This window comes from Aeromonas sp. R4-3, from assembly GCF_040908275.1.
Lineage (GTDB): Bacteria > Pseudomonadota > Gammaproteobacteria > Enterobacterales > Aeromonadaceae > Aeromonas > Aeromonas rivipollensis.
Map to the genome: position 1 here is coordinate 72,063 of NZ_JBFODK010000063.1, position 21,255 is coordinate 93,317.

Annotated in this window: 22 protein-coding genes; all 22 read left to right on the forward strand. The window is 62.1% G+C overall.

The features are described 5' to 3' along the window. Positions 1 to 14 precede the first annotated feature (14 nt). The 22 genes from flhB to AB5Y91_RS20775 all read left to right on the forward strand — a co-directional run bounded on the left by flhB (position 15) and on the right by AB5Y91_RS20775 (position 21,244). Positions 15 to 1,145, forward strand: a complete 1,131-nt coding sequence (gene flhB / locus AB5Y91_RS20670; protein ID WP_106887471.1) for a flagellar biosynthesis protein FlhB — start codon at positions 15 to 17, stop codon at positions 1,143 to 1,145. A gap of 246 nt (positions 1,146 to 1,391) precedes the next feature. Then, complete coding sequence (gene flhA / locus AB5Y91_RS20675; protein ID WP_262108946.1) at positions 1,392 to 3,494, forward strand: flagellar biosynthesis protein FlhA; 2,103 nt, start codon at positions 1,392 to 1,394, stop codon at positions 3,492 to 3,494. A gap of 16 nt (positions 3,495 to 3,510) precedes the next feature. Beyond that, complete coding sequence (gene flhF, locus AB5Y91_RS20680) at positions 3,511 to 5,013, forward strand: flagellar biosynthesis protein FlhF (RefSeq protein WP_139744869.1); 1,503 nt, start codon at positions 3,511 to 3,513, stop codon at positions 5,011 to 5,013. 1 nt (position 5,014) lies between these two features. Further along, the gene (locus tag AB5Y91_RS20685; RefSeq protein WP_025326254.1) at positions 5,015 to 5,890 is read left to right on the forward strand and encodes a MinD/ParA family protein; all 876 of its coding nucleotides are present in this window, start codon (positions 5,015 to 5,017) and stop codon (positions 5,888 to 5,890) included. Then, the gene (locus AB5Y91_RS20690) at positions 5,883 to 6,602 is read left to right on the forward strand and encodes an RNA polymerase sigma factor FliA (protein WP_025326255.1); all 720 of its coding nucleotides are present in this window, start codon (positions 5,883 to 5,885) and stop codon (positions 6,600 to 6,602) included. The genes AB5Y91_RS20685 and AB5Y91_RS20690 overlap by 8 nt, the downstream gene beginning before the upstream one ends. A gap of 111 nt (positions 6,603 to 6,713) precedes the next feature. Beyond that, entirely contained in the window at positions 6,714 to 7,097 is a 384-nt protein-coding gene (gene cheY, locus AB5Y91_RS20695; RefSeq protein WP_025326256.1) for a chemotaxis response regulator CheY, read from the forward strand. A 12-nt stretch (positions 7,098 to 7,109) separates the two neighbouring features. Continuing rightward, the gene (locus tag AB5Y91_RS20700; RefSeq protein ID WP_025326257.1) at positions 7,110 to 7,850 is read left to right on the forward strand and encodes a protein phosphatase CheZ; all 741 of its coding nucleotides are present in this window, start codon (positions 7,110 to 7,112) and stop codon (positions 7,848 to 7,850) included. A gap of 11 nt (positions 7,851 to 7,861) precedes the next feature. Continuing rightward, positions 7,862 to 10,003, forward strand: coding sequence for a chemotaxis protein CheA (locus AB5Y91_RS20705; RefSeq protein ID WP_368170664.1), 2,142 nt, complete (start codon positions 7,862 to 7,864; stop codon positions 10,001 to 10,003). 31 nt (positions 10,004 to 10,034) lie between these two features. Then, the gene (locus AB5Y91_RS20710) at positions 10,035 to 11,147 is read left to right on the forward strand and encodes a chemotaxis response regulator protein-glutamate methylesterase (RefSeq protein ID WP_106887467.1); all 1,113 of its coding nucleotides are present in this window, start codon (positions 10,035 to 10,037) and stop codon (positions 11,145 to 11,147) included. A gap of 2 nt (positions 11,148 to 11,149) precedes the next feature. After that, positions 11,150 to 11,887 carry a flagellar motor protein gene (locus tag AB5Y91_RS20715; protein WP_163136069.1) on the forward strand — a complete coding sequence of 246 codons (738 nt, stop codon included), beginning with the start codon at positions 11,150 to 11,152 and terminating at the stop codon, positions 11,885 to 11,887. 2 nt (positions 11,888 to 11,889) lie between these two features. Next, complete coding sequence (locus AB5Y91_RS20720) at positions 11,890 to 12,798, forward strand: flagellar motor protein MotB (RefSeq protein WP_290030759.1); 909 nt, start codon at positions 11,890 to 11,892, stop codon at positions 12,796 to 12,798. Positions 12,799 to 12,802: 4 nt separating this feature from the next. Further along, positions 12,803 to 13,597, forward strand: coding sequence for a ParA family protein (locus AB5Y91_RS20725; protein WP_111912507.1), 795 nt, complete (start codon positions 12,803 to 12,805; stop codon positions 13,595 to 13,597). Further along, a complete protein-coding gene (locus AB5Y91_RS20730; RefSeq protein WP_290030760.1) occupies positions 13,594 to 14,466 on the forward strand; it encodes a chemotaxis protein CheW in 873 nt (290 codons plus the stop codon). Before AB5Y91_RS20725 ends, AB5Y91_RS20730 begins: the two co-directional genes overlap by 4 nt. A gap of 69 nt (positions 14,467 to 14,535) precedes the next feature. Continuing rightward, on the forward strand, positions 14,536 to 15,024 hold the full coding sequence (locus tag AB5Y91_RS20735; RefSeq protein ID WP_005333026.1) for a chemotaxis protein CheW: 489 nt from the start codon (positions 14,536 to 14,538) through the stop codon (positions 15,022 to 15,024). A gap of 94 nt (positions 15,025 to 15,118) precedes the next feature. Further along, positions 15,119 to 15,505, forward strand: coding sequence for a DUF2802 domain-containing protein (locus AB5Y91_RS20740; RefSeq protein ID WP_025326264.1), 387 nt, complete (start codon positions 15,119 to 15,121; stop codon positions 15,503 to 15,505). A 266-nt stretch (positions 15,506 to 15,771) separates the two neighbouring features. Beyond that, positions 15,772 to 16,407 (forward strand): cytochrome c biogenesis heme-transporting ATPase CcmA, encoded by a 636-nt coding sequence (ccmA, locus tag AB5Y91_RS20745; RefSeq protein WP_368170665.1) that lies wholly within the window; start codon positions 15,772 to 15,774, stop codon positions 16,405 to 16,407. A 2-nt stretch (positions 16,408 to 16,409) separates the two neighbouring features. Beyond that, positions 16,410 to 17,078 carry a heme exporter protein CcmB gene (gene ccmB / locus AB5Y91_RS20750; protein WP_025326266.1) on the forward strand — a complete coding sequence of 223 codons (669 nt, stop codon included), beginning with the start codon at positions 16,410 to 16,412 and terminating at the stop codon, positions 17,076 to 17,078. 163 nt (positions 17,079 to 17,241) lie between these two features. Continuing rightward, complete coding sequence (locus AB5Y91_RS20755; protein WP_025326267.1) at positions 17,242 to 17,982, forward strand: heme ABC transporter permease; 741 nt, start codon at positions 17,242 to 17,244, stop codon at positions 17,980 to 17,982. 2 nt (positions 17,983 to 17,984) lie between these two features. After that, positions 17,985 to 18,191, forward strand: coding sequence for a heme exporter protein CcmD (ccmD, locus tag AB5Y91_RS20760; protein ID WP_106887463.1), 207 nt, complete (start codon positions 17,985 to 17,987; stop codon positions 18,189 to 18,191). Beyond that, a complete protein-coding gene (gene ccmE, locus AB5Y91_RS20765; protein ID WP_163156157.1) occupies positions 18,188 to 18,679 on the forward strand; it encodes a cytochrome c maturation protein CcmE in 492 nt (163 codons plus the stop codon). The genes ccmD and ccmE overlap by 4 nt, the downstream gene beginning before the upstream one ends. 82 nt (positions 18,680 to 18,761) lie before the next feature. Further along, complete coding sequence (locus tag AB5Y91_RS20770) at positions 18,762 to 20,717, forward strand: heme lyase CcmF/NrfE family subunit (RefSeq protein ID WP_163156155.1); 1,956 nt, start codon at positions 18,762 to 18,764, stop codon at positions 20,715 to 20,717. Next, complete coding sequence (locus AB5Y91_RS20775) at positions 20,714 to 21,244, forward strand: DsbE family thiol:disulfide interchange protein (RefSeq protein WP_025326271.1); 531 nt, start codon at positions 20,714 to 20,716, stop codon at positions 21,242 to 21,244. Before AB5Y91_RS20770 ends, AB5Y91_RS20775 begins: the two co-directional genes overlap by 4 nt. Positions 21,245 to 21,255: the final 11 nt, after the last annotated feature.

A 21,255-nucleotide genomic window follows, 5' to 3' on the forward strand; every position in this document is an offset into this window, starting at 1 on the left:
CCTGAGAGGCCAGCATGGCTGATACCGATCAGGAACGCACAGAACAACCCACGGGCAAACGACTGCAACAGGCCCGGGAAAAAGGGCAGATTGCACGTTCCAAGGAGCTGGGTACCGCCAGCGTCCTGCTGGCGACAGTGTTTGGCTTGCTGATGATCAAGGAGAGCCTGGCTGGCGCCATGGTCAAGGTACTCACCATGGGCTTTACCCTGGACCGGGATCAGGCTTTCGATCCCAACGCCATGGGGGTCATGCTGCCCACCCTGCTGTGGGAGTTGCTGCAGCCCCTCGGCCTGCTGTTCCTGCTGGTGACCATAGCCGCCTTCGTGGGCAACACCCTGCTCGGCGGGATGAACTTCTCCTCCGAGGCCATGCTGCCCAAGTGGAGCAAGCTGAGCCCCTTGAGTGGGTTGAAGAGGATGTTCGGGGTGCAGTCCCTGGTGGAGCTCGTCAAGTCCATCGCCAAGGTGGTGTTCATCAGCCTGTTCGCCTGGTGGATGCTGTCGAGCCAGTTCAATCACCTGCTCAATCTCTCCCTCGAGGGCTTCCCCGGTGGCATCATAGATGCCCTGGATCTGCTGCTGTGGATGCTGATCATCCTCTGCTGCGCCCTGATCCCCATAGTCGCCATAGACGTGCCCTTCCAGACCTGGAACCACAATCGCCAGCTCAAGATGACCAAGCAGGAGATCAAGGACGAGTTCAGGGACAGCGAGGGCAAGCCCGAGGTAAAGGGCAAGATCCGCCAGTTGCAGATGCAGATGGCGATGCGCCGCATGATGGGGGATGTGCCCAAGGCGGACGTCATCATCACCAACCCGACCCACTACTCAGTGGCCCTGAAATACGACGCGGGCAAGCCAGGCGCCGCTCCCAAGGTGCTGGCCAAGGGGGTGGACGAGGTGGCGATGAAGATCAGGGAGATAGCGCGGGAATACGACATCCCGGTGATGTCCTCGCCGCCCCTGACCCGGGCCATCTACCACGCCACCGAGATTGGTCAGGAGATCCCCGAGGGGCTCTTTGCCGCCGTGGCCCAGGTGCTGGCCTATGTCTATCAGCTCAAGAAGTTCCGCCGTGGCCGTGGCCGCCGCCCGACCCCGGTCGCCAGGGATCTGCCCATTCCACCGGAATATCGCAAGTAGCAAGTAGCAAGTAATCTGTGCTCTGAGGCGTTGGCTGTCTCCACCGCCAGAGAGCTGTCCGCTATGTTCTGTCGGAATATCCTCAGTACCCCCGCACTCCGCCCTGTTTGCCATCAAGTTACCCGAACGTGTCCTCCGACGGACTTCTGACAGCATCAAAATAAAATCCCAATAGATCAATGTGTTGAGTAATTGGCTTGATATTTGCTTTCATTCGGCATCGGCAGTTGTAAATCGAGAAGAACGATGGGATTCAAGGCTGGATTGAGCCGTTTCAAAGAGTACAGATGGTTGCTCAGCAAGGGGATAGGGACCCCGCTGCTGGTGCTCGCCTCTCTCGGCATGGTGGTACTCCCCATACCGCCCCTGATGCTGGATATCCTCTTCTCCTTCAACATCGCCCTCTCCATAGTGGTGCTGCTGGTGGCCGTCTATACCCGTCGGCCGCTGGAGTTTGCCGCCTTCCCCACAGTCCTGCTGATAGCGACCCTGCTGCGGCTCGCCCTCAACGTCGCCTCCACCCGGGTGGTGCTGCTTGAAGGCCACAACGGCAGCGCGGCGGCGGGTCATGTGATCGAGGCCTTCGGCAACGTGGTGATCGGCGGCAACTATGCGGTGGGCATCATCGTCTTCATGATCCTGGTGATCATCAATTTCGTGGTGGTCACCAAGGGTGCGGGCCGGATCTCCGAGGTGAGCGCCCGCTTCACCCTGGATGCCATGCCCGGCAAACAGATGGCTATAGATGCGGACCTGAACGCCGGTCTCATCAACCAGGAAGAGGCCAAGAAGCGCCGTCAGGACGTGACCCAGGAAGCCGACTTCTACGGCTCCATGGACGGTGCCTCCAAATTCGTGAAGGGGGATGCCGTCGCCGGCATCATGATCCTCTTCATCAACATCATCGGTGGCTTCATCATCGGCATGATGCAGCACCAGCTCAGCTTCGGTGAAGCGGCCGAGATCTACACCCTGCTCGCCATAGGTGACGGCCTGGTGGCCCAGATCCCCTCACTGCTGCTCTCCATCGCCGCCGCCATCATAGTTACCCGTCAAAATACCGATCAGGACATGGGCACGGCCGTGCTCGGCCAGCTGTTCGAGAACCCCAAGGCGCTGGTGATCTCCGCCGGCATACTGCTGATGATGGGCAGTGTGCCCGGCATGCCGCACCTGGCCTTCCTGAGTCTGGGGGCCGTGGCGGCGGTGGGGGCCTGGTGGCTGCTGCGCCGGGAGAAACTGAACAAGGCCAGGGTGGCGAGCGGTGAACTCTTGCCTGCCCAGGGCGATGCCCCGGTGGAGCAGAAGGACCTGAGCTGGGACGACGTGATGCCGGTGGACATCATAGGTCTGGAGGTGGGCTATCAGCTCATCCCGCTGGTGGACAAGAACCAGGGAGGCGAGCTGCTCAACCGGATCAAGGGGGTGCGCAAGAAGCTCTCCCAGGAGTTCGGCTTCCTGGTGCCTGCCGTGCACATCCGCGACAACCTGGATCTCGCCCCCAATCAGTACCGCATCACCCTGATGGGGGTGAGCACCGGCGAGGCCACCGTCTATCACGACAAGGAGATGGCCATCAACCCGGGCCAGGTGTTCGGCCAGATCCAGGGCATAGCGACCCAGGACCCCGCGTTCGGACTGGAAGCTGTCTGGGTCGCCAAGGAGCAGGTCTCCCAGGCCCAGACCCTGGGTTATACAGTGGTGGACGCGGCCACCGTCGTGGCCACTCACCTGAGCCAGATCCTCTCCAACCATGCCGCCTTGCTGCTGGGTCACGACGAGGTGCAGCAACTGCTGGACATGATAGGGAAGCATCAGAGCAAGCTGGTGGAAGGGCTGGTTCCCGAGGTGATCAGCATGGGCAACCTGGTCAAGGTATTGCAAAATCTCCTCAATGAAGGCGTGCCAATTCGCGATATGCGCACTATCCTGCAGACCCTCGTGGAATATGCGCCACGCAGCCCGGACCCGGAAGTGCTGACCGCCGCCTGCCGTATCGCCCTGCGCAGGCTGATAGTGCAGGAGATTGCCGGCCCCGAGCCCGAGCTGCCGGTGATCACCCTTTCACCAGAACTGGAACGCATATTGCATCAATCCCTGCAAGCAGGTGGGGGAGATGGCGCCGGTATAGAACCGGGACTGGCGGAGCGGATGCAGCGCTCCCTGGTGGAAGCCACTCAACGACAAGAACTGGAAGGCCAGCCGGCCGTGCTTCTGACATCGGGGATATTGCGCAATACCCTGGCGAAATTTGTCAAGAATGCCATTCCTGGATTACGCGTCCTGTCTTATCAGGAAGTGCCTGATGACAAGCAAATCCGCATCGTCAGTGCGGTGGGACAGGGCTAGTTAGCGGAGATGACGGGTGAAGATTAAGCGGTTTTTTGCCAAAGACATGCGAACGGCGCTGGCCGAGGTCAAGGAGACGCTCGGGCCGGATGCCGTCATCATGTCCAACAAAAAGGTCACCGGTGGGGTGGAGATAGTCGCGGCCGTCGATTATCAGTCCCAGGTGCCTGGACCTAAAGATGCGCCGGTTCGCCGTCAGTTGAACGATGAGAGCGTCAATATCTCGTCTGCGGGCAAGCAGATGACGCGCTCGGCTCCCCCCAAGGAGCAGAACGAATACTATGCCGATACCCTGGCGGCCCTGCTGGCGCGCCAGCAGAAGCTCAACCCTGCCAATCCGGCGGGCGGCAACGCCGCTCAGGGTTCATGGCCTGCGAATGGGGCGGGCAACGGTACCCCATCTCCTGCATCATGGTCCGGGAATGGGGCCGCTGGCGGCAATCAGTCCGCGGGACTGGCGTCCGCCAACGGCGCACCCAGGACGCTGGCCGAACAGGGCCAGTGGGGCGCGGCCCCCGAGCCTGCCAAGCCGAAGGCACGTCCGGCCCCCGGCCCCCGTGCAGCGCAACCTGCCCCGCGGGATCAGGAGATGGAGGGGATGCGCAAGGAGATGGCCAGCATCCGCAAGCTGCTGGAGCACCAGATCTCCGGTCTGATGTGGCAGGAGGTGGAGCGCCGCGAGCCGATGCGGGCGCTGCTCATCAAGGAACTCAAGAAGATGGGGTTCGATGATGCCTTCGCCGATCAGCTGGCCGGGCTTATCCCGGAAGACATGCCCATCCATCAGGCCATGGCCCAGTTGGCCGAGGTACTGACGGCCCAGCTCAAGATCAGCGAAGACGACATCTTGCGCCAGGGCGGTGCCGTGGCGCTGCTCGGCCCGACCGGGGTGGGCAAGACCACCACCATCGCCAAGCTGGCGGCCCGTTTTGCCATGAAGTATGGCGCCGAGCAGGTGGCCCTCATCACTACGGACAACTACAGGATCGGGGCCCACGAACAGCTGCAGACCTATGGTCGCATCATGGGTTGCCCGGTGCGTCAGGTACGGGATGCCGAGGAGCTGGCCAACGCGCTCTATCAGTTCCGTCACCGCCGGCTGGTGCTCATCGATACCGCCGGGGTAGGGCAGCGGGATATCCGTCTGACTGAGCAGCTCGACACCCTGGTCAAGAATGCCAAGGTGCGCATTCGCAGCTATCTGGTCATGTCAGCCACCTCCCAGCGCCGGGTGATGCAGGAGGCGGTGGATCACTTCCGGCGCATTCCGCTCTCCGGCTGCATCCTGACCAAGCTCGACGAGAGCCTGAATCTGGGTGAGGTGATTAACGTATGCATTCAGAACGCCCTGCCCATCAGCTACATCACAGATGGGCAGCGGGTGCCGGAAGATATTCAAGTTGCCAATGCGGCGCTGCTGGTCGGCGCGGCCATGGGCTCGCTGGAGCGGGAAACAGAAGACCCTTACTTCTGGGGGTCAGGCTTTGGCGAGGCCGAAGATTCGGAGTTTTATGAGTAACATGTATATGGATCAGGCGAGTGGTCTGCGCAAAATGCGTCAAAACAATCGAGTAAAAGTGATCGCCGTGTCCGGAGGCAAGGGGGGCGTTGGCAAGACCAACGTGACCCTGAACGTGGCGGGAGCCATGGCCGCCCAGGGCAAGCGGGTGTTGGTGCTGGATGCTGACCTTGGTCTGGCCAACGTCGACGTCATGCTGGGGCTGCGGGTGCACCGCAACCTCTCCCATGTGCTGGCGGGGGAGTGCACCATAGACGACATCATAGTCGAGGGGCCCTACGGCATGATGATAGTGCCGGCCACCTCGGGCACCCAGTCCATGGTCGAGCTGTCGCCAGTGCAACATGCCGAGCTCATCCGCGCCTTCAGCGAGATGAAGACCCAGGTGGACGTGCTGCTGGTGGACACGGCGGCGGGGATCTCCGACATGGTGCTGAGCTTCACCCGTGCGGCCCAGGACATCATGGTGGTGGTGTGCGACGAGCCCACCTCCATCACCGATGCCTATGCCCTCATCAAGATCCTCTCCAAGGATCACGGGGTGTTCCGCTTCAAGGTGGTGGCCAACATGGTGCGCTCCCTGCGCGAGGGGCAGGAGCTCTTCGCCAAGCTGACCAGGGTGACCGACCGCTTCCTCGACACCTCCCTGGAGCTGGTGGCCTGCGTGCCTTACGACACCAACCTGCGGGCCGCGGTGCGCAAGCAGAAGCTGATCGTCGAGGCGTTTCCCAAGTCGCCCGCCTCCCTGGCATTCCGTGCCCTGGCGAACAAGGCGGCGAGCTGGCCCATCCCGAACCAGCCGGGGGGACACCTCGAATTTTTCCTGGAAAATTTATTGCAAAAGCCGGTCATAGCACAGGAAGACTCCCGTGAATAAAGCCCAAGCATACTTGCGTCATCAGGATTCCTACGTGCTGGTCGAGCGTCATGCTCCGCTGGTCAAGCGGATTGCCCAGCATTTATTGGCTCGCCTGCCAAGCAGTGTCTTGCTGGATGACCTGATCCAGGCAGGTATGATTGGGCTGCTCGAAGCCTCCCGCAACTTTGACGGCAGCAAGGGCGCCAGCTTTGAAACCTATGCCGGCATCCGCATCCGCGGCGCCATGCTCGACGAGATCCGCCGTGGGGACTGGGTGCCCCGCTCGGTGCACCGCAACAGCCGTGCCATCGCAGAGGCGATCGAGAACGTGGAGCAGGCCCATGGCCGGGATGCCAGAGACACCGAGGTAGCCGCCAACATGGGGGTCTCCCTTGGCGAATACCATGCCATGCTGCAGGATGTCTCCTGCGGCAAGATCATCGGCATCGAGGATCTCGGGGTCAGCGAGGATGTGATAGGGCATCCCGATGACGCCAGCGGTCACGGCGGCTTCGACGATCTGGCGGCCGAGCGCTTTCAGGGCGCCCTGGCCGAACACATCGCCCGCCTGCCCGAACGGGAAGCCCTGGTGCTGTCGCTGTATTACGACGAAGAGCTGAACTTGCGTGAAATCGGGGAAGTCCTGAGCGTGAGCGAGTCTCGGGTGAGCCAGATCCACAGCCAGGCCATGCACAGGCTGCGGGCCCGTTTGAGAGATTGGAATTTATAAGTGGTTGTACTGGCTACACTGGAACGCAACTCTAAGGCATAATCCGCACCATAAAACCTGCGATCTGCATCATGTAAGTGAGCCGTTTTGGCGGCTATTTAGGAGGGAATTTTGGACAAGAACATGAAAATCCTCATCGTCGACGATTTTTCAACGATGCGCCGGATTATCAAGAACTTGCTGCGTGACCTGGGATATAACAATACCCATGAAGCAGACGATGGCAACACGGCCCTGCCGATGTTGAAAAACGGCGATTATCAGTTCGTGGTCACCGACTGGAACATGCCCGGCATGCAGGGCATAGACCTGCTCAAGGCGATCCGTCTCGATGACAAACTCAAGCACCTGCCGGTACTGATGGTGACTGCGGAAGCCAAACGCGAGCAGATCATCGAAGCCGCCCAGGCCGGGGTCAATGGCTATATCGTCAAGCCGTTCACTGCCGCCACCCTCAAAGAGAAGCTCGACAAAATCTTTGAACGAATCGGCTAAGGAGCGGCAGGGATGAAGGCCAAAACGAGTGCCATGATCTCGCTTGAACAGGCAAGGATGCTGGTTGCCCACCTGGAGCGAGAAGAGTTTGAACAGGCCGATACCATCCTCGCCGATGTGTGCGCCCCCAATGCGGCGGCCCTGTTTGACAAGGTGGGGCAGTTGACCCGCCAGTTGCATAACTCACTGCAAGATTTTCGCCTGGATCCCAGGATCCCCGACCTGGCCACCCATGAGATCCCGGATGCCCGGGAGCGGCTCAGCTATGTCATCGACATGACTGACAAGGCGGCCAATCGCACCATGGATGCGGTCGAGGCCAGTCTTCCCATCGCCGATCGGCTCAATGACAACATTCAGCTGGTGATGCCCAATTGGAATGCCCTGATGAGCCGGGATCTTGAACTGGGTCAGTTCAAGGCACTCTGCCATCAACTGAATGATTTTATTAAGGCTTCGGAGACGGATGCCGATAAGTTACGACAACTGCTGACTGAAATCCTGATGGCTCAGGATTTCCAGGACTTGACCGGTCAGATGATCCGCAAGGTGATCAAGCTGGTGCAGGAAGTTGAAACAAAGTTGATAGAGATGCTGACCATGTTTGGTGAGGCCGTCATCGAGAATTCGGCGCGCAGCCTGCCGGCGAGCGGCATCGAGGCAGAAGGCCCCATCATGAACCCGCAGACAAGGTCCGATGTGGTCAATGGTCAAGATGATGTGGACGATCTGCTGTCTAGCCTGGGATTCTAATGGAGTGACGCATGGCCTTCGAAGTTGATGAAGACATACTGCAAGACTTTTTGGTCGAAGCATCAGAAATATTGGAACAGTTGTCTGAACAACTGGTCGACTTGGAAAAGCGGCCCGATGACAAGAATCTGTTGAATGCCATCTTTCGCGGCTTCCATACCGTCAAGGGGGGAGCGGGTTTCCTCTCCCTGACCGAGTTGGTGGACGTCTGCCACGGTGCCGAGAACCTGTTCGACATGCTGCGCAACGGCAAGCGAACCCTCAGTGCCGAGCTGATGGATGTCATCTTGCAGGCCCTTGATGCCATCAACGTCATGTTTGCCCAGGTGCAGAATCGGGAGCCGACCAGCCCGGCCTCTGCCGATCTGCTGCACGATCTGCACGAACTGTGCAAACCCGAAGGGCAGGAGCAGCTGCGTACCGCCAGTATTGCCGCCCCGCAGCAGCCCGAGCCTGACCCCGAACCCGTCATCGTCGCCGAGAGCGCGCCTGTGGCCGTCAACGGTGGCGGCTCCATCGACGAGATCTCTGCCGACGAATTCGAGCGCCTGCTGGATGAACTGCACGGTGCCGGCAAGGCGCCGACAGTGTCTGCCGCCCCCGTGTTGAGCGGTTCAGGCGACATCACGGACGACGAGTTCGAGGCCTTGCTCGATCAACTGCACGGCCAGGGCCAGCATGGCGGCGCCCCGGATCTCTCCCCGCTGCAATCGGTACAAAAAGAGGTGGACGAGCTCATCGACGACGACGAGTTTGAACGCCTGCTGGATGAATTGCATGGCCGTGGCCAGGCGCCCCAGCACAGCATGGCGGCGGCGGCTCCGGCTCCCGAGCCCAAGGCACCTGCCGCGCCCGTGACCCCGCCCAAGGCACCGGTCGCGGCCAGCGCCGCCCCCGCCAAACCCGCTTCTGCACCGGCCAAGCCGGCCCCGGCACCAGCCCCTGCCAAGCAGGCGGCCCCCGCCGAGAGCAGTGCGGTGCAAAACGACACCACTGTGCGGGTGGATACCAAGACCCTGGACGTCATCATGAACATGGTGGGGGAACTGGTGCTGGTGCGAAACCGCCTGGTGAGCCTCGGCATCGCCAGCAACGACGAAGAGATGTCCAAGGCGGTGGCCAACCTGGATGTGGTGACCGCCGATCTGCAAGGCGCGGTCATGAAGACCCGCATGCAACCTATCAAGAAAGTCTTCGGCCGCTTCCCGCGCGTTGTGCGCGATCTCGCCCGCACACTCAAGAAAGATATTGAGCTGGTGATGGTGGGTGAAGAGACGGATCTCGACAAGAACCTGGTGGAGGCCCTGGCCGATCCCCTGGTTCACCTGGTGCGCAACTCCTGCGACCACGGCGTCGAGATGCCGGACGTGCGGGAGAAGGCGGGCAAGCCCCGTCAGGGCACCATCACACTGAGCGCCTCCCAGCAGGGTGACCATATTCTGCTCTGCATCGAGGATGACGGCGCCGGCATGGATCCGGAGAAGCTCAAAGCCATCGCCATCAGTCGTGGCGTGCTCGATGCCGACAGCGCGGCGCGCATGAGCGACAACGATGCCTACAACCTGATCTTCGCCCCCGGTTTCTCCACCAAGTCCGAGATCTCCGACATCTCGGGCCGTGGCGTCGGCATGGATGTGGTGAAGACCAGCATCGTCAGCCTCAATGGCTCTGTGCACATAGATTCGACCTGGGGCAAGGGCACCCGCCTTGAGATCAAGGTTCCCCTGACCCTGGCCATACTGCCGACCCTGATGGTGGAAGTGGGTGAACAGACCTTCGCCCTGCCGCTTGGCTGCGTGAACGAAATCTTCCACCTGGACCTGAAGAAGGCCAACGTGGTGGACGGCCAGCTCACCATCATAGTCCGCGACAAGGCGATCCCGCTGTTCTACCTGCACAAGTGGCTGGTCCGCGGTGCCGGCAGAACGGCACGCCAGGACACAGGCCACGTGGTCATAGTCCAGATCGGCACCCAGCAGGTGGGCTTCGTCGTGGACAACCTCATCGGCCAGGAAGAGGTGGTGATCAAACCTCTGGACAATCTGCTGCAAGGGACCCCCGGCATGGCCGGCGCCACCATCACCAGCGATGGCGGCATCGCCCTCATCCTGGACGTGCCCAGCCTGCTCAAGGCCTATGCCCGCCGCCACTGAGCGTCTGGCTCAAGGAGTTAAAAGAATAACAATGGCAGTCAAGGTATTAGTGGTCGACGATTCGAGTTTCTTCCGTCGCCGGGTCAGCGAGATCATCAATCAGGACCCCCTGATGACGGTGATCGACACGGCCCAGAACGGTCGGGAGGCGGTAGACAAGGCGCTGCAGTTGCGGCCTGACGTCATCACCATGGACATCGAAATGCCGGTGCTCGATGGCATCAGCGCCGTGCGCGAGATCATGGCCAAGTGTCCGACCCCCATACTGATGTTCTCCTCGCTGACCCACGAGGGGGCCAAGGCGACCCTGGATGCACTGGATGCCGGTGCCCTGGATTTTCTGCCCAAGAAGTTCGAAGACATAGCCCGCGACAAGGATGAGGCCGTCAAGCTGCTGCAACAACGCGTCAGGGAGATAGCCCGCAAGCGCTTCCTGATGGCGGCCGCCAGACCCCGGGCGCCGGAGCCCCTGGTGCGCCCCGCCCTCGGAGCTGCCTTGGCGCGTCCTCTTGATCGCCAGCCCGAGCCGGTCCGCGCCGCGGCGCCCGCCAGCTTCAAGCGCAGCGGCAAGAGCTATCAGCTTGTGGCCATCGGCACCTCCACCGGTGGCCCTGTGGCGCTGCAGAACGTGCTGACCAAGCTGCCCGGTGACTTCCCTCACCCCATATTGCTGATCCAGCATATGCCTGCCACCTTCACCGCCGCCTTTGCCGCCCGTCTCAACGGTCTGTGCCAGATCGGGGTCAAGGAGGCGGAGGACGGTGACGTGCTCAAGCCGGGTCACGCCTACCTGGCCCCCGGTGGCAAGCAGATGCTGCTGGAAGGGCGCGGGCCAGGGGCTCGCCTTCGCATCATAGAGGGCAATGACAAGGTCAACTACAAGCCCTGCGTCGACATCACCTTCGCCTCGGCCGCCAAGATCTACGGCGACAAGGTGCTGGCCATAGTGCTGACCGGCATGGGCGCCGATGGCCGGGACGGTGCTCGTCTGCTCAAGGAACAGGGCGCCACCATCTGGGCGCAGGATGAAGCCTCCTGCGTGGTCTACGGCATGCCCCAGGCGGTTGCCAAGGCGGGCATAGCGAGCGAATCCCTGCCGCTGGACAGGGTTGCCCAGCGCATCCTGGTCGAGTTGGGTCGCTGACCATGGGCATGTTCGGCCTGGTGCTGGCGCTGCTCGCCGTGGCCGTCGCCCAATGGTGGCACGGGGGCAGCCTGCTGACCCTGCTGGATGGCCCGGCCTTCGTCATCGTGGTCGGGGGCACCTGGGGTGCCGTCATACTGCAGACGCCCCGCAAGTACATGCTGTCCGCGCTCGCCCAGGCCCGCTGGATGCTGTTCCCGCCGCGACTGGATCTGGTGCAGCAGGCCGAACGCCTGCAGGCCTGGGCCCAGTTTGCGCGCCAGCAGGGGTTGCTGGCGCTGGAGAACCAGGCCGAAGGGGAGCCTGATCCCTTCACTCGCCAGGGGCTCACCATGATAGTGGACGGTGTCTCCATCGAGGATATCCGCCGCCTGCTGGAGGCGGACATCGACATCGAGCAGGAGCGCAACGAGCACGCCGCCAGGGTGTTCGAGGCCATGGGGGGCTACAGCCCGACCATAGGCATCATAGGGGCCGTGATAGGCCTCATCCAGGCCATGTTTCACCTGGAGGAGCCGGGCACCCTGGGCGCCGGCATCGCCATCGCCTTCGTTGCGACCATCTACGGGGTGGGCTTTGCCAACCTCCTCTATCTGCCGATAGCGAATCGCCTGCGGGCATTCCACTACCACTACGGTCTCTATCAGGAGATGACGCTGGAAGGGTTGCTGGCCATCGCCCACGGGGAGAATGGCCAGCAGGTTGAACGGCGGCTACGGGCTTATCTGAAAGGGGAATAGCCATGCGCAAGCGCTATCGTTTGCACCTGCAAGGGCGAGAACATCTCGATCGCTGGCTGGTCTCCTATGCCGATTACATGACGCTCATCTTCGCCCTCTTCGTGGTGCTCTACTCCGTGGCCATAGTCAACAAGGAGCAGTACCGCGCCGTCATCGAGGGCATGACCCAGGCCTTCAACCAGGTACCGCGCAGCGATGGCTTGCTGGAAGGGCAGGGCAACTCCCTGCTGAACCACCCGGTGTCGGCCGCGCCTTCCCTGCTGGAGAGCCAGGCCTCCCCGTCGCCTTCGCGCGCCCCCATCACGGGCACCCCGATCCAGCAAGATGGCACGGCCCTTGCGACCATAGACCTGCAGTTGCAGGAGGCCATGGGCGCCCTGGTGGATGCCGGCGTGGTCAAGCTGGCGAAGGATGACAACTGGCTGACGGTGGAGCTGAGTTCCGGCCTGCTGTTTCGCAGCGGGAGCGCCTTTCTGGGGAGCAATGCGGCCCCTGTGCTCGATACGCTTTCAGGTATTCTGAAACCGGTCGATAACTATGTCAGGGTGCGGGGTTACACGGATAACCAGCCGATCAACAACGAAATGTTTCGCTCCAACTGGACCCTGTCTGCCGCCCGCGCCGAAGCTGTGCTCGGTGCCCTGGTGGCCAAGGGGATAGCCCCCGAGCGGCTCGCCTACGAGGCCTATGGGGAGTTCTCCCCCTTCGCCGACAACGGCAGCGAGCAGGGGCGGTTACAGAATCGCAAGGTCGTGGTCGCCATATCCAGATTCGCCTGGGTGCCGCGAACCTCCGTCAACTCCCTGACGGTGACGCCGGCCCCGGCCGCGCCACAGAGCGTCGACAGCGAGGACGTCAGAGTGGTGACGCTGCCCGGTGGTGGCATACGCATAACAACAAGGCAGGATTGATACAGTGATTGTTTGGACGGTTGCCAATCAGAAGGGTGGAGTCGGTAAAACCACCACGGTCGTCTCCCTGGCGGGCATTCTGGCCCAGCGTGGCCAGCGGGTACTGCTGATCGACACCGATCCCCATGCCTCCCTGACCTCTTATTTCGATTTTGACTCGGACCGGCTGGAAGGCACCCTCTACGAGCTGTTCCAGGCGGCCAAGCCGAGCAGCGAGCTGGTCAACCGCATGACCCTGAAGACCAAGTTCGAGAATATCCACCTGCTGCCCGCCTCCATCACGCTGGCGACGCTGGACAGGGTCATGGGCAACCGGGAGGGCATGGGGCTGGTACTCAAGCGTGCCCTGTTGCGGGTGCAGGATCAGTATGACTATGTGCTCATCGACTGCCCGCCCGTGCTGGGGGTGATGATGGTCAATGCGCTGGCGGCCTGCGATCGCATCCTGGTGCCGGTGCAGACCGAATTTTTGGCCTTGAAGGGGCTGGAGCGGATGATGAAGACCTTCGAGATCATGCAGCGATCCAAGCGGGACAAGTTCCGCTATACGGTGATCCCGACCATGTTCGACAAGCGTACCCGGGCCTCCCTGATGACGCTGCAGTCCATCAAGGAGCAGTATGGGGAGGCGGTGTGGAATGCGGTCATTCCCATCGACACCAAATTCCGGGATGCCAGCCTGCTGCACATACCCCCGTCCATCTATGCACCGGGCAGCCGTGGCACCTATGCCTACGAGACACTGCTCAACTTTATTGATGCGCTGGAGCGTCAACGAACCCAGGAGGTGAAGCCATGAGAGAGACCACCCAGGTTCGGGCCATGGATGACTATTTCCACTCCCTGCTGCTCGATGACGTCCTGCTGCGGGACGATCCGGACGACGAGGCGCCGGTCCCTGCGCCGCAGTTGCAGCCTCAGCCTGCCCCCTTGCCCGAGGTGGTTGCGGCCCCCTATCTCGAAGCCGACAGCCGACTGGCGCAGCTCAGCGAGCTGCTCGCCCAGGTGAGCCAGGTGCAGGACGAGATGGATGTCCTGAGTCATGAAGAGCTGCATGTCGAGCCCTTCCAGCTCGAGGTCGAAGCCGAGCCCGAGCCCGAACCGGTCGAGGTGGCCCTGGCGACGCCCGAGGTGATCCCGGTGATCGCCGAGCCCGTCGCCCTGGCACTGACCGAACCCGCGCTGGCGGCGGAACCTGAGCCGGCCCCTGCGGCCTGGGAAAACCTGGATACCGGCAACGAGTTTCAGGCGCTCTTCTTCGATGTGGCCGGGGTGACCTTCGCTGTGCCCCTGACGGAGCTTGGCGGCATCCACCAGCTGGGGGAGGTGACTTCCCTCTTCGGCCAGCCGGGCTGGTACAAGGGGATCATGACCTCCCGGGAGCAGAAGATGAACGTGGTCGACACGGCCCAGTGGGTCATGCCGAGCCAACATCTGGAGATAGACGAGTACAAATATCTGATCATGCTGGGGGAATCACCCTGGGGACTGGCCTGTCATCAGTTGAAGGGCACCGAACTGCTGCATCGGGATCAGGTGAAGTGGCGCCATCAGGAGGGGAAACGCCCCTGGCTGGCGGGCATGGTCAAGGAGAAGATGTGTGCCCTGCTGCACGTCAGGGAGCTGCTGGTGCTCCTTGGCCGAGGCGTGAACATTGAAGGCCGCTGACAACATCGGCACTGCCATGGTTTTATTGCTAATTTTACCCGTTGACGGGTTCATACAAGGATCAAGAAGATGACAGAGAAGCGCAATATTGCACAAAATCTGGCCGAGGACGAAGTGCTGCAGTGGGTGACCTTCCAGTTGGAAAACGAGACCTATGGCATCAACGTGATGCAGGTCCAGGAGGTGTTGCGCTACACCGAGATAGCCCCGGTACCGGGTGCGCCCGACTATGTGCTGGGCATCATCAACCTGCGTGGCAACGTGGTGACCGTCATCGACACCCGCTCCCGCTTCGGCTTGCCGGCCGGTGATGTGAGCGAGAATTCGCGCATCGTCATCATAGAGGCGGAGAAGCAGGTGATCGGCATCATGGTGGACAGCGTGGCCGAGGTGGTCTATCTGCGCTCCTCCGAGATCGATGCCGCCCCGGCGGTGGGCACCGAGGAGAGCGCCAAGTTCATCCAGGGTGTCAGCAACCGCGACGGTCAGCTGCTGATCCTGGTGGATCTCAACAAGCTGCTCTCCGATGAAGAGTGGGACGATATTGGCTCCCTGTAACGGCGCGCCAAAAAGTGATACAACAGCGGTCCCGGATCTGCCCGCGGCACCTTGATGCCGAGCGGGACCCTGTGATGAGGAAGGTGACAGTTTGATGATTGAATTCGCAGCCTTGGGGTTGTCCTTGTTGGCACTGGTGCTGGCCCTCTACGGTCTATTGGGTCACCGCCGCCGTCAGCGAGAGTCCGAGGCCAGGATGGAGACGCTGCAGGGGCAGCTCGAGAGTCTGCGCAAGCAGATGATGGAGCTGCATACCGGTGCCATCGGCATGGGTCAGCGCCTGCAATCCGCCGAAGGGGCCATGCAGAAGATCCAGGATAGCCAGCAGGAGTTGACCCTGCAGGATCCGGAGCGCCGCCTCTACAGTCGCGCCGCCAAAATGGTGGAGCTCGGCGCCGATCTCGACGAGGTGATGAGCGAGTGCGAGTTGCCCCAGGCCGAAGCCGAGTTGCTGATCTCCCTGCGCAAGGGTCGCAGCTAACCCCTGCTCCTGACCGAGAGGGGAGGCTCAGGCCGCCCCTCTTTTCCCTGCCACATCTTCCCCTGTCCATGCGCGATCTCCCCACTTTTCCCCTGCCCCCCCTTCCTCTGCTCGTGCCCGGTCACTCCAGTTTCCCCTTGCCACATATTCTCCTGTCCGTGCGCGATCTCCCCCACAAATCCTGTTGATTATTGGCATCTTTGAAAAGACGCCTCCGGATCCTGTGTTAAGATGCAGGCCGCCTCATTTTCAACGATTACACCCTCATGCTGCTTCAAGCCAACAATCTGAGCTGCGTGCGTGAAGATCGCACCCTGTTTGAACATCTCTCCTTCGCGGTGCGCTCGGGCGATCTGATGCAGATTGAAGGCCCCAACGGGGTGGGCAAGACCAGCCTGCTCCGGCTGCTGACCGGCCTCTCCCAACCCTTCGCGGGGGAGGTGTGCTGGAACGGGGAGAACATCCGCCACTGCCGGGATGAGTACCATGCCAGCCTGCTCTACCTGGGCCATCAGCCCGGCGTCAAGGCGACCCTGACCCCCCTCGAGAACCTCTCCTTCTACCAGAAGCTGCACGGCACGGCCGAGGCTGCCGTGGATCTCTGGCAGGTGCTGGCCCAGGTTGGACTCGCCGGCTTCGAGGATTATCCTGCGGGCCAGCTCTCGGCAGGGCAGCAGCGGCGGGTGGCGCTGGCCAGGCTCTGGCTGTCGGAGCGCCCGGCGCTCTGGATCCTCGATGAACCCTTCACCGCCATCGACAAGCAGGGGGTCAGGGTGCTGGAGCGGTTGTTCCTGACCCATGCGGATCGGGGGGGCATGGTGGTGCTCACCACCCATCAGGATCTGACCCTGATGCAGGGGCGCCTGAAGACACTGTCGCTGACCTCGTTGTTGCAGGAGTAGCCATGCTGCGCGCCGTCATACATCTTATTCACCGCGAGTTGCTGATGGCCCTGCGCCAGCGCGCCGACATCTTCAACCCGCTCTGGTTCTTCCTCATCGTCATCACCCTCTTTCCCCTCGGCATCGGGCCCGAGCCCCAGCTGCTGGCCCGCATCGCCCCCGGCATCATCTGGGTGGCGGCCCTGCTGGCGGCCATGCTCTCCCTGGAGCGGCTGTTTCGCGATGACTTCAGCGACGGCGCCCTGGAGCAGATGATGCTGATGCCTCATCCCCTCGGGCTGCTGGCGCTGGCGAAAGTGATCGCTCACTGGTTGCTGACCGGTCTGCCGCTGCTGCTGGTCTCCCCGCTGCTCGCCATCCTGCTCTCCCTGGACATGAAGAGCTATCTGGCCGTGGTGGCCACCCTGGCCCTGGGTACTCCGGTGCTGAGCCTGCTCGGGGCCGTCGGGGTGGCGCTGACGGCGGGCCTGCGCAAGGGGGGCGTGCTGCTCAGCCTGCTGCTGCTGCCGCTCTATATCCCGGTATTGATCTTCGCCACCTCCGCCATAGATGCGGCCAGCATGGGGTTGCCCTACGGGGGGCAGCTCGCGATCCTGGGGGCCATGCTGGTGGGGGCCCTGACCCTGACGCCCCTGGCCATCTCGGCGGCACTGCGGGTCAGCGTCAACTGATTAATTATAAAAAAGCCTCCTTTGAGGCTGTTTTGTGAAAAATATAATTGAGATAGATCAAGGGGATGGCTGCTTATTGCTTTGGGGGGATATGATGTTTCCCGCCGGTGGGTATGGTAGGCCTCGCCACTTAAAAATTAATAACTGAAAGGTTCTGTGAGCTATGTGGAAATGGTTGCACCCTTATGCCAAACCCGAGCGCGCCTATGGGCTGGCCGGCACCCTGCTGCCCTGGTTTGTCGTGACAAGCCTGCTCGCCTTCATCATAGGCACCGTCTGGGGGCTGGCCTTTGCCCCCGCCGATTATCAGCAGGGCGACTCTTTCAGGATCATCTACATTCATGTGCCTGCCGCCATCCTCTCCATGGGGGCCTACTCCACCATGGCGGTGGCGGCCTTCATCGGCCTGGTGTGGCAACTGCGCATGGCGGACATGACGGTGGCGGCCATAGCCCCGGTGGGCGCCGTCTTCACCTTCATCGCCCTCTTCACCGGCGCCGCCTGGGGCAAGCCCATGTGGGGCACCTGGTGGGTGTGGGACGCGCGCCTCACCTCCGAGCTTATCCTGCTGTTCCTCTATCTTGGGGTCATCGCCCTCTACAACGCCTTCAGCGACAAGGTGGTGGCGGGGCGCGCCGCCGGCATACTGGCGCTGGTGGGGGTGATCAACCTGCCCATCATTCACTACTCGGTGGAGTGGTGGAACACCCTGCACCAGGGCGCCTCCATCACCAAGTTTGACAAGCCCTCCATCTCCCCCGAGATGCTGTGGCCGCTGCTCATCATGATACTGGCGTTTGCGACCTTCCTCGGGGCCCTGACCCTGATGCGGTTCCGCAACGAGCTGCTGATGCGGGAGTGGCACCGCCCCTGGGTTGCCGACATCGCCAGACAGGAGAAGTAAGCATGCACTTTGCCTCATTCAGCGACTTCATGGCCATGGGCGGTTACGCCTTCTACGTCTGGCTCTCCTTCGGTCTGACCGCGCTCTGCCTGGTCGGCATCGTCATTTCCACCCGGTTGAAAACCCGCAGCCTGCTCGGCGAATTGCGCAACAAGCAGGCCCGCGAGGCCCGTCGCAAGGCGGCCCAGCAGATGGAGAACACCCTATGACCCCGAGACGCAAGAAACGCCTCACCATCATTCTGGCCATCAGCCTGGGCCTCGCCAGCGTGACTGGCCTGGTGCTCTATGCCCTCAGCCAGAACATCGATCTCTTCTATACCCCGAGCGAGCTGGTGGAGGGCAAGGGGCCGGAGAAGGTCAAGCCGGAAGAGGGTCAGCGCCTGCGCATCGGCGGCCTGGTGGTGCCGGGCTCGGTGCAGCGGGATCCCCAGAGCCTCAAGGTGGCCTTCAAGCTGGTGGACAACGGCGGCCATCTGGTGACGGTGGAATTTGACGGCATACTGCCGGACCTGTTCCGGGAAGGGCAGGGCATAGTCGCCCAGGGCACCCTCAAGGACGCGACCACAGTCGCCGCCTTCGAGGTGCTGGCCAAGCACGACGAGAACTACATGCCGCCGGAGGTGGCGGACGCCACCAATGGCATGCACTTCAAGCCCGAATATACCGAGGCGCAGTTGAAAGGAGCCAAACAATGAGTCTGGCTACCCGCTCACCGTTTTCATCGTTTCTCACCCGCGCACAGGTGTGTGCTGTAACTCAACCTGAAGGAACTCTGAAATGATCCCGGAATTAGGGCAGTTTTCACTGATCCTGGCCTTTGCCACCGCCCTGCTGCTGGGGAGCTATCCGCTGATCGGCGCCAAATTGGGGCGCCTCGGCATGATGTCGGCGGCCCGTCCGCTCGCCTACAGCCAGTTCCTGCTGCTGTTGCTCTCCTTCCTCTGCCTGACCTGGGCCTTCGTCGACAACGACTTCACCGTGCAGTACGTGGCCACCAACTCCAACAGCCTGCTGCCGCTGCAGTACCGCATCTCGGCGGTGTGGGGGGCTCACGAGGGTTCCCTGCTGCTCTGGGTGCTGACCCTGGGGGGCTGGACCGCGGCCGTGGCCCTGTTCAGCCGCCGGCTGCCGCTGGATGCGGTGGCGCGGGTGCTGGGGGTGCTCGGGCTCATCTCGGTGGGCTTTACCGCCTTCGTGCTGTTCACCTCGGATCCCTTCACCCGCACCCTGCCGTACTTCCCGGTGGATGGGCGCGACCTCAACCCCCTGCTGCAGGATCCTGGTCTCATCTTCCACCCGCCCATGCTCTACATGGGCTACGTGGGCTTCTCGGTGGCCTTCGCTTTTGCCATCGCCTCCCTGATGACAGGCAGGCTCGATGCCACCTGGGCGCGCTGGTCCCGCCCCTGGACCATGGCAGCCTGGGTCTTCCTGACCCTTGGCATAGTGCTCGGCTCCTGGTGGGCCTATTACGAGCTCGGCTGGGGCGGCTGGTGGTTCTGGGATCCGGTGGAAAACGCCTCCTTCATGCCCTGGCTGGCGGGCACTGCCCTGCTGCATTCGCTGGCGGTGAGCGAGAAGCGCGCCACCTTCAAGGCCTGGACTGTGCTGCTGGCGCTCTCGGCCTTCTCCCTGAGTCTGCTGGGTACCTTCCTGGTGCGCTCCGGCGTGCTGGTGTCCGTCCACGCCTTTGCCTCCGACCCGACCCGCGGCCTCTTCATTCTGGGCTTCCTGCTGGCGGTGATAGGCAGCTCCTTGCTGCTGTTCGCCTTCAAGGGCTCCCAGGTGAAGAGCCACGGCAAACACGAGCTGTGGAGCCGCGAGACCCTGCTGCTTGGCAACAACATACTGCTGGTGGCGGGCCTGTTGACAGTGCTGCTCGGCACCCTCTTGCCCCTGGTGCACAAGGAGCTGGGGCTTGGCAGCATCTCCATCGGTACCCCCTTCTTCAACCATATCTACAGCTGGCTGATCATCCCGTTCGCCCTGCTGCTGGGGGTCGGGCCGCTGTTTCGCTGGCGCCGTCAGGAGCTCGGTGAGCTCAAGGGCAAGGTAGTGCTGGCCCTGGGGCTGAGTCTGGCTGCCGCCCTGCTGCTGCCGCAGCTCTTCGCCGGTGAGTTCAAGCCCTGGGCCGCGCTCGGCATAGGCCTGGGTACCTGGATCATCATCACCAGCATCCAGGAGACCTGGGTGCGCGCCACCCACAAACACGGTTTTGCCACCGGGGTGCGCAAACTCGGCAACAGCCACTGGGCCATGATCCTGGGCCACGTGGGGCTGGCGGTCAGCATCATAGGCATCGCCTGCACCCAGAACTACAGCATCGAGAAGGACCTGCGCATGCAGGCCGGTGACAGGGTGCAGTTCGCCGACTACGAATTCGTGTTCACCGGTATCAGCGAAAAGAACGGCCCCAACTACGACGGCTTCAAGGGGGTGCTGGAGGTGCACAGGAACGGCAAGCAGGTGGCCCTGCTCAAGCCCGAGAAGCGGATGTACAAGGTCAGTCGCATGCCGATGACCGAAGCCGCCATCGACGCCGGCTTCACCCGGGATCTCTATGCGGCGCTGGGCGAGCAGCTCGACAACGGCGCCTGGGCGGTGCGTATCTACTACAAGCCCTTCGTGCGCTGGATCTGGTTCGGCGGCGTCTTCATGGCCATCGGCGGTGTGCTGGCCATGCTGGACAAGCGCTACCGGTTCGGCCGTCGTGACGAGGAGACCAAGGCATGAGCAAGAAGACCTGGCTGTTTCTGCTGCCCTTCATCATCTTCCTGATGGGGGCCGTGTTCCTGTTCAAGGGGCTCTACTCGGACCCCACCAAGCTGGAATCCGTGATGGTGGACAAGGAGGTGCCCGTGTTCACCCTGCAGGACATCTACGACCTCGACAAGCAGCATGACAGGAGCATCTTCAAGGGGCGCCCCATGCTGCTCAACGTCTGGGCCACCTGGTGCCCGACCTGCTATGGGGAGCACACCTACCTCAAGCAGCTGGCGGGGCAGGGTATTCCCATCGTCGGCATGAACTACAAGGATGAGCGGGACAAGGCCATCAAGTGGCTGGCTGAGCTCGGCAATCCCTATGAGGTCAACCTCTATGATCCGGATGGCATGCTGGGGCTGGATCTGGGGGTCTACGGCGCCCCCGAGACCTTCTTCATCGACAGCCAGGGCATCATCCGTTATCGCCACGTGGGGGACGTCAATCCCGAGGTCTGGGCCTCGACCCTCAAACCCATCTTCGATGCCATGAAGTGAGGGCCGCTTTG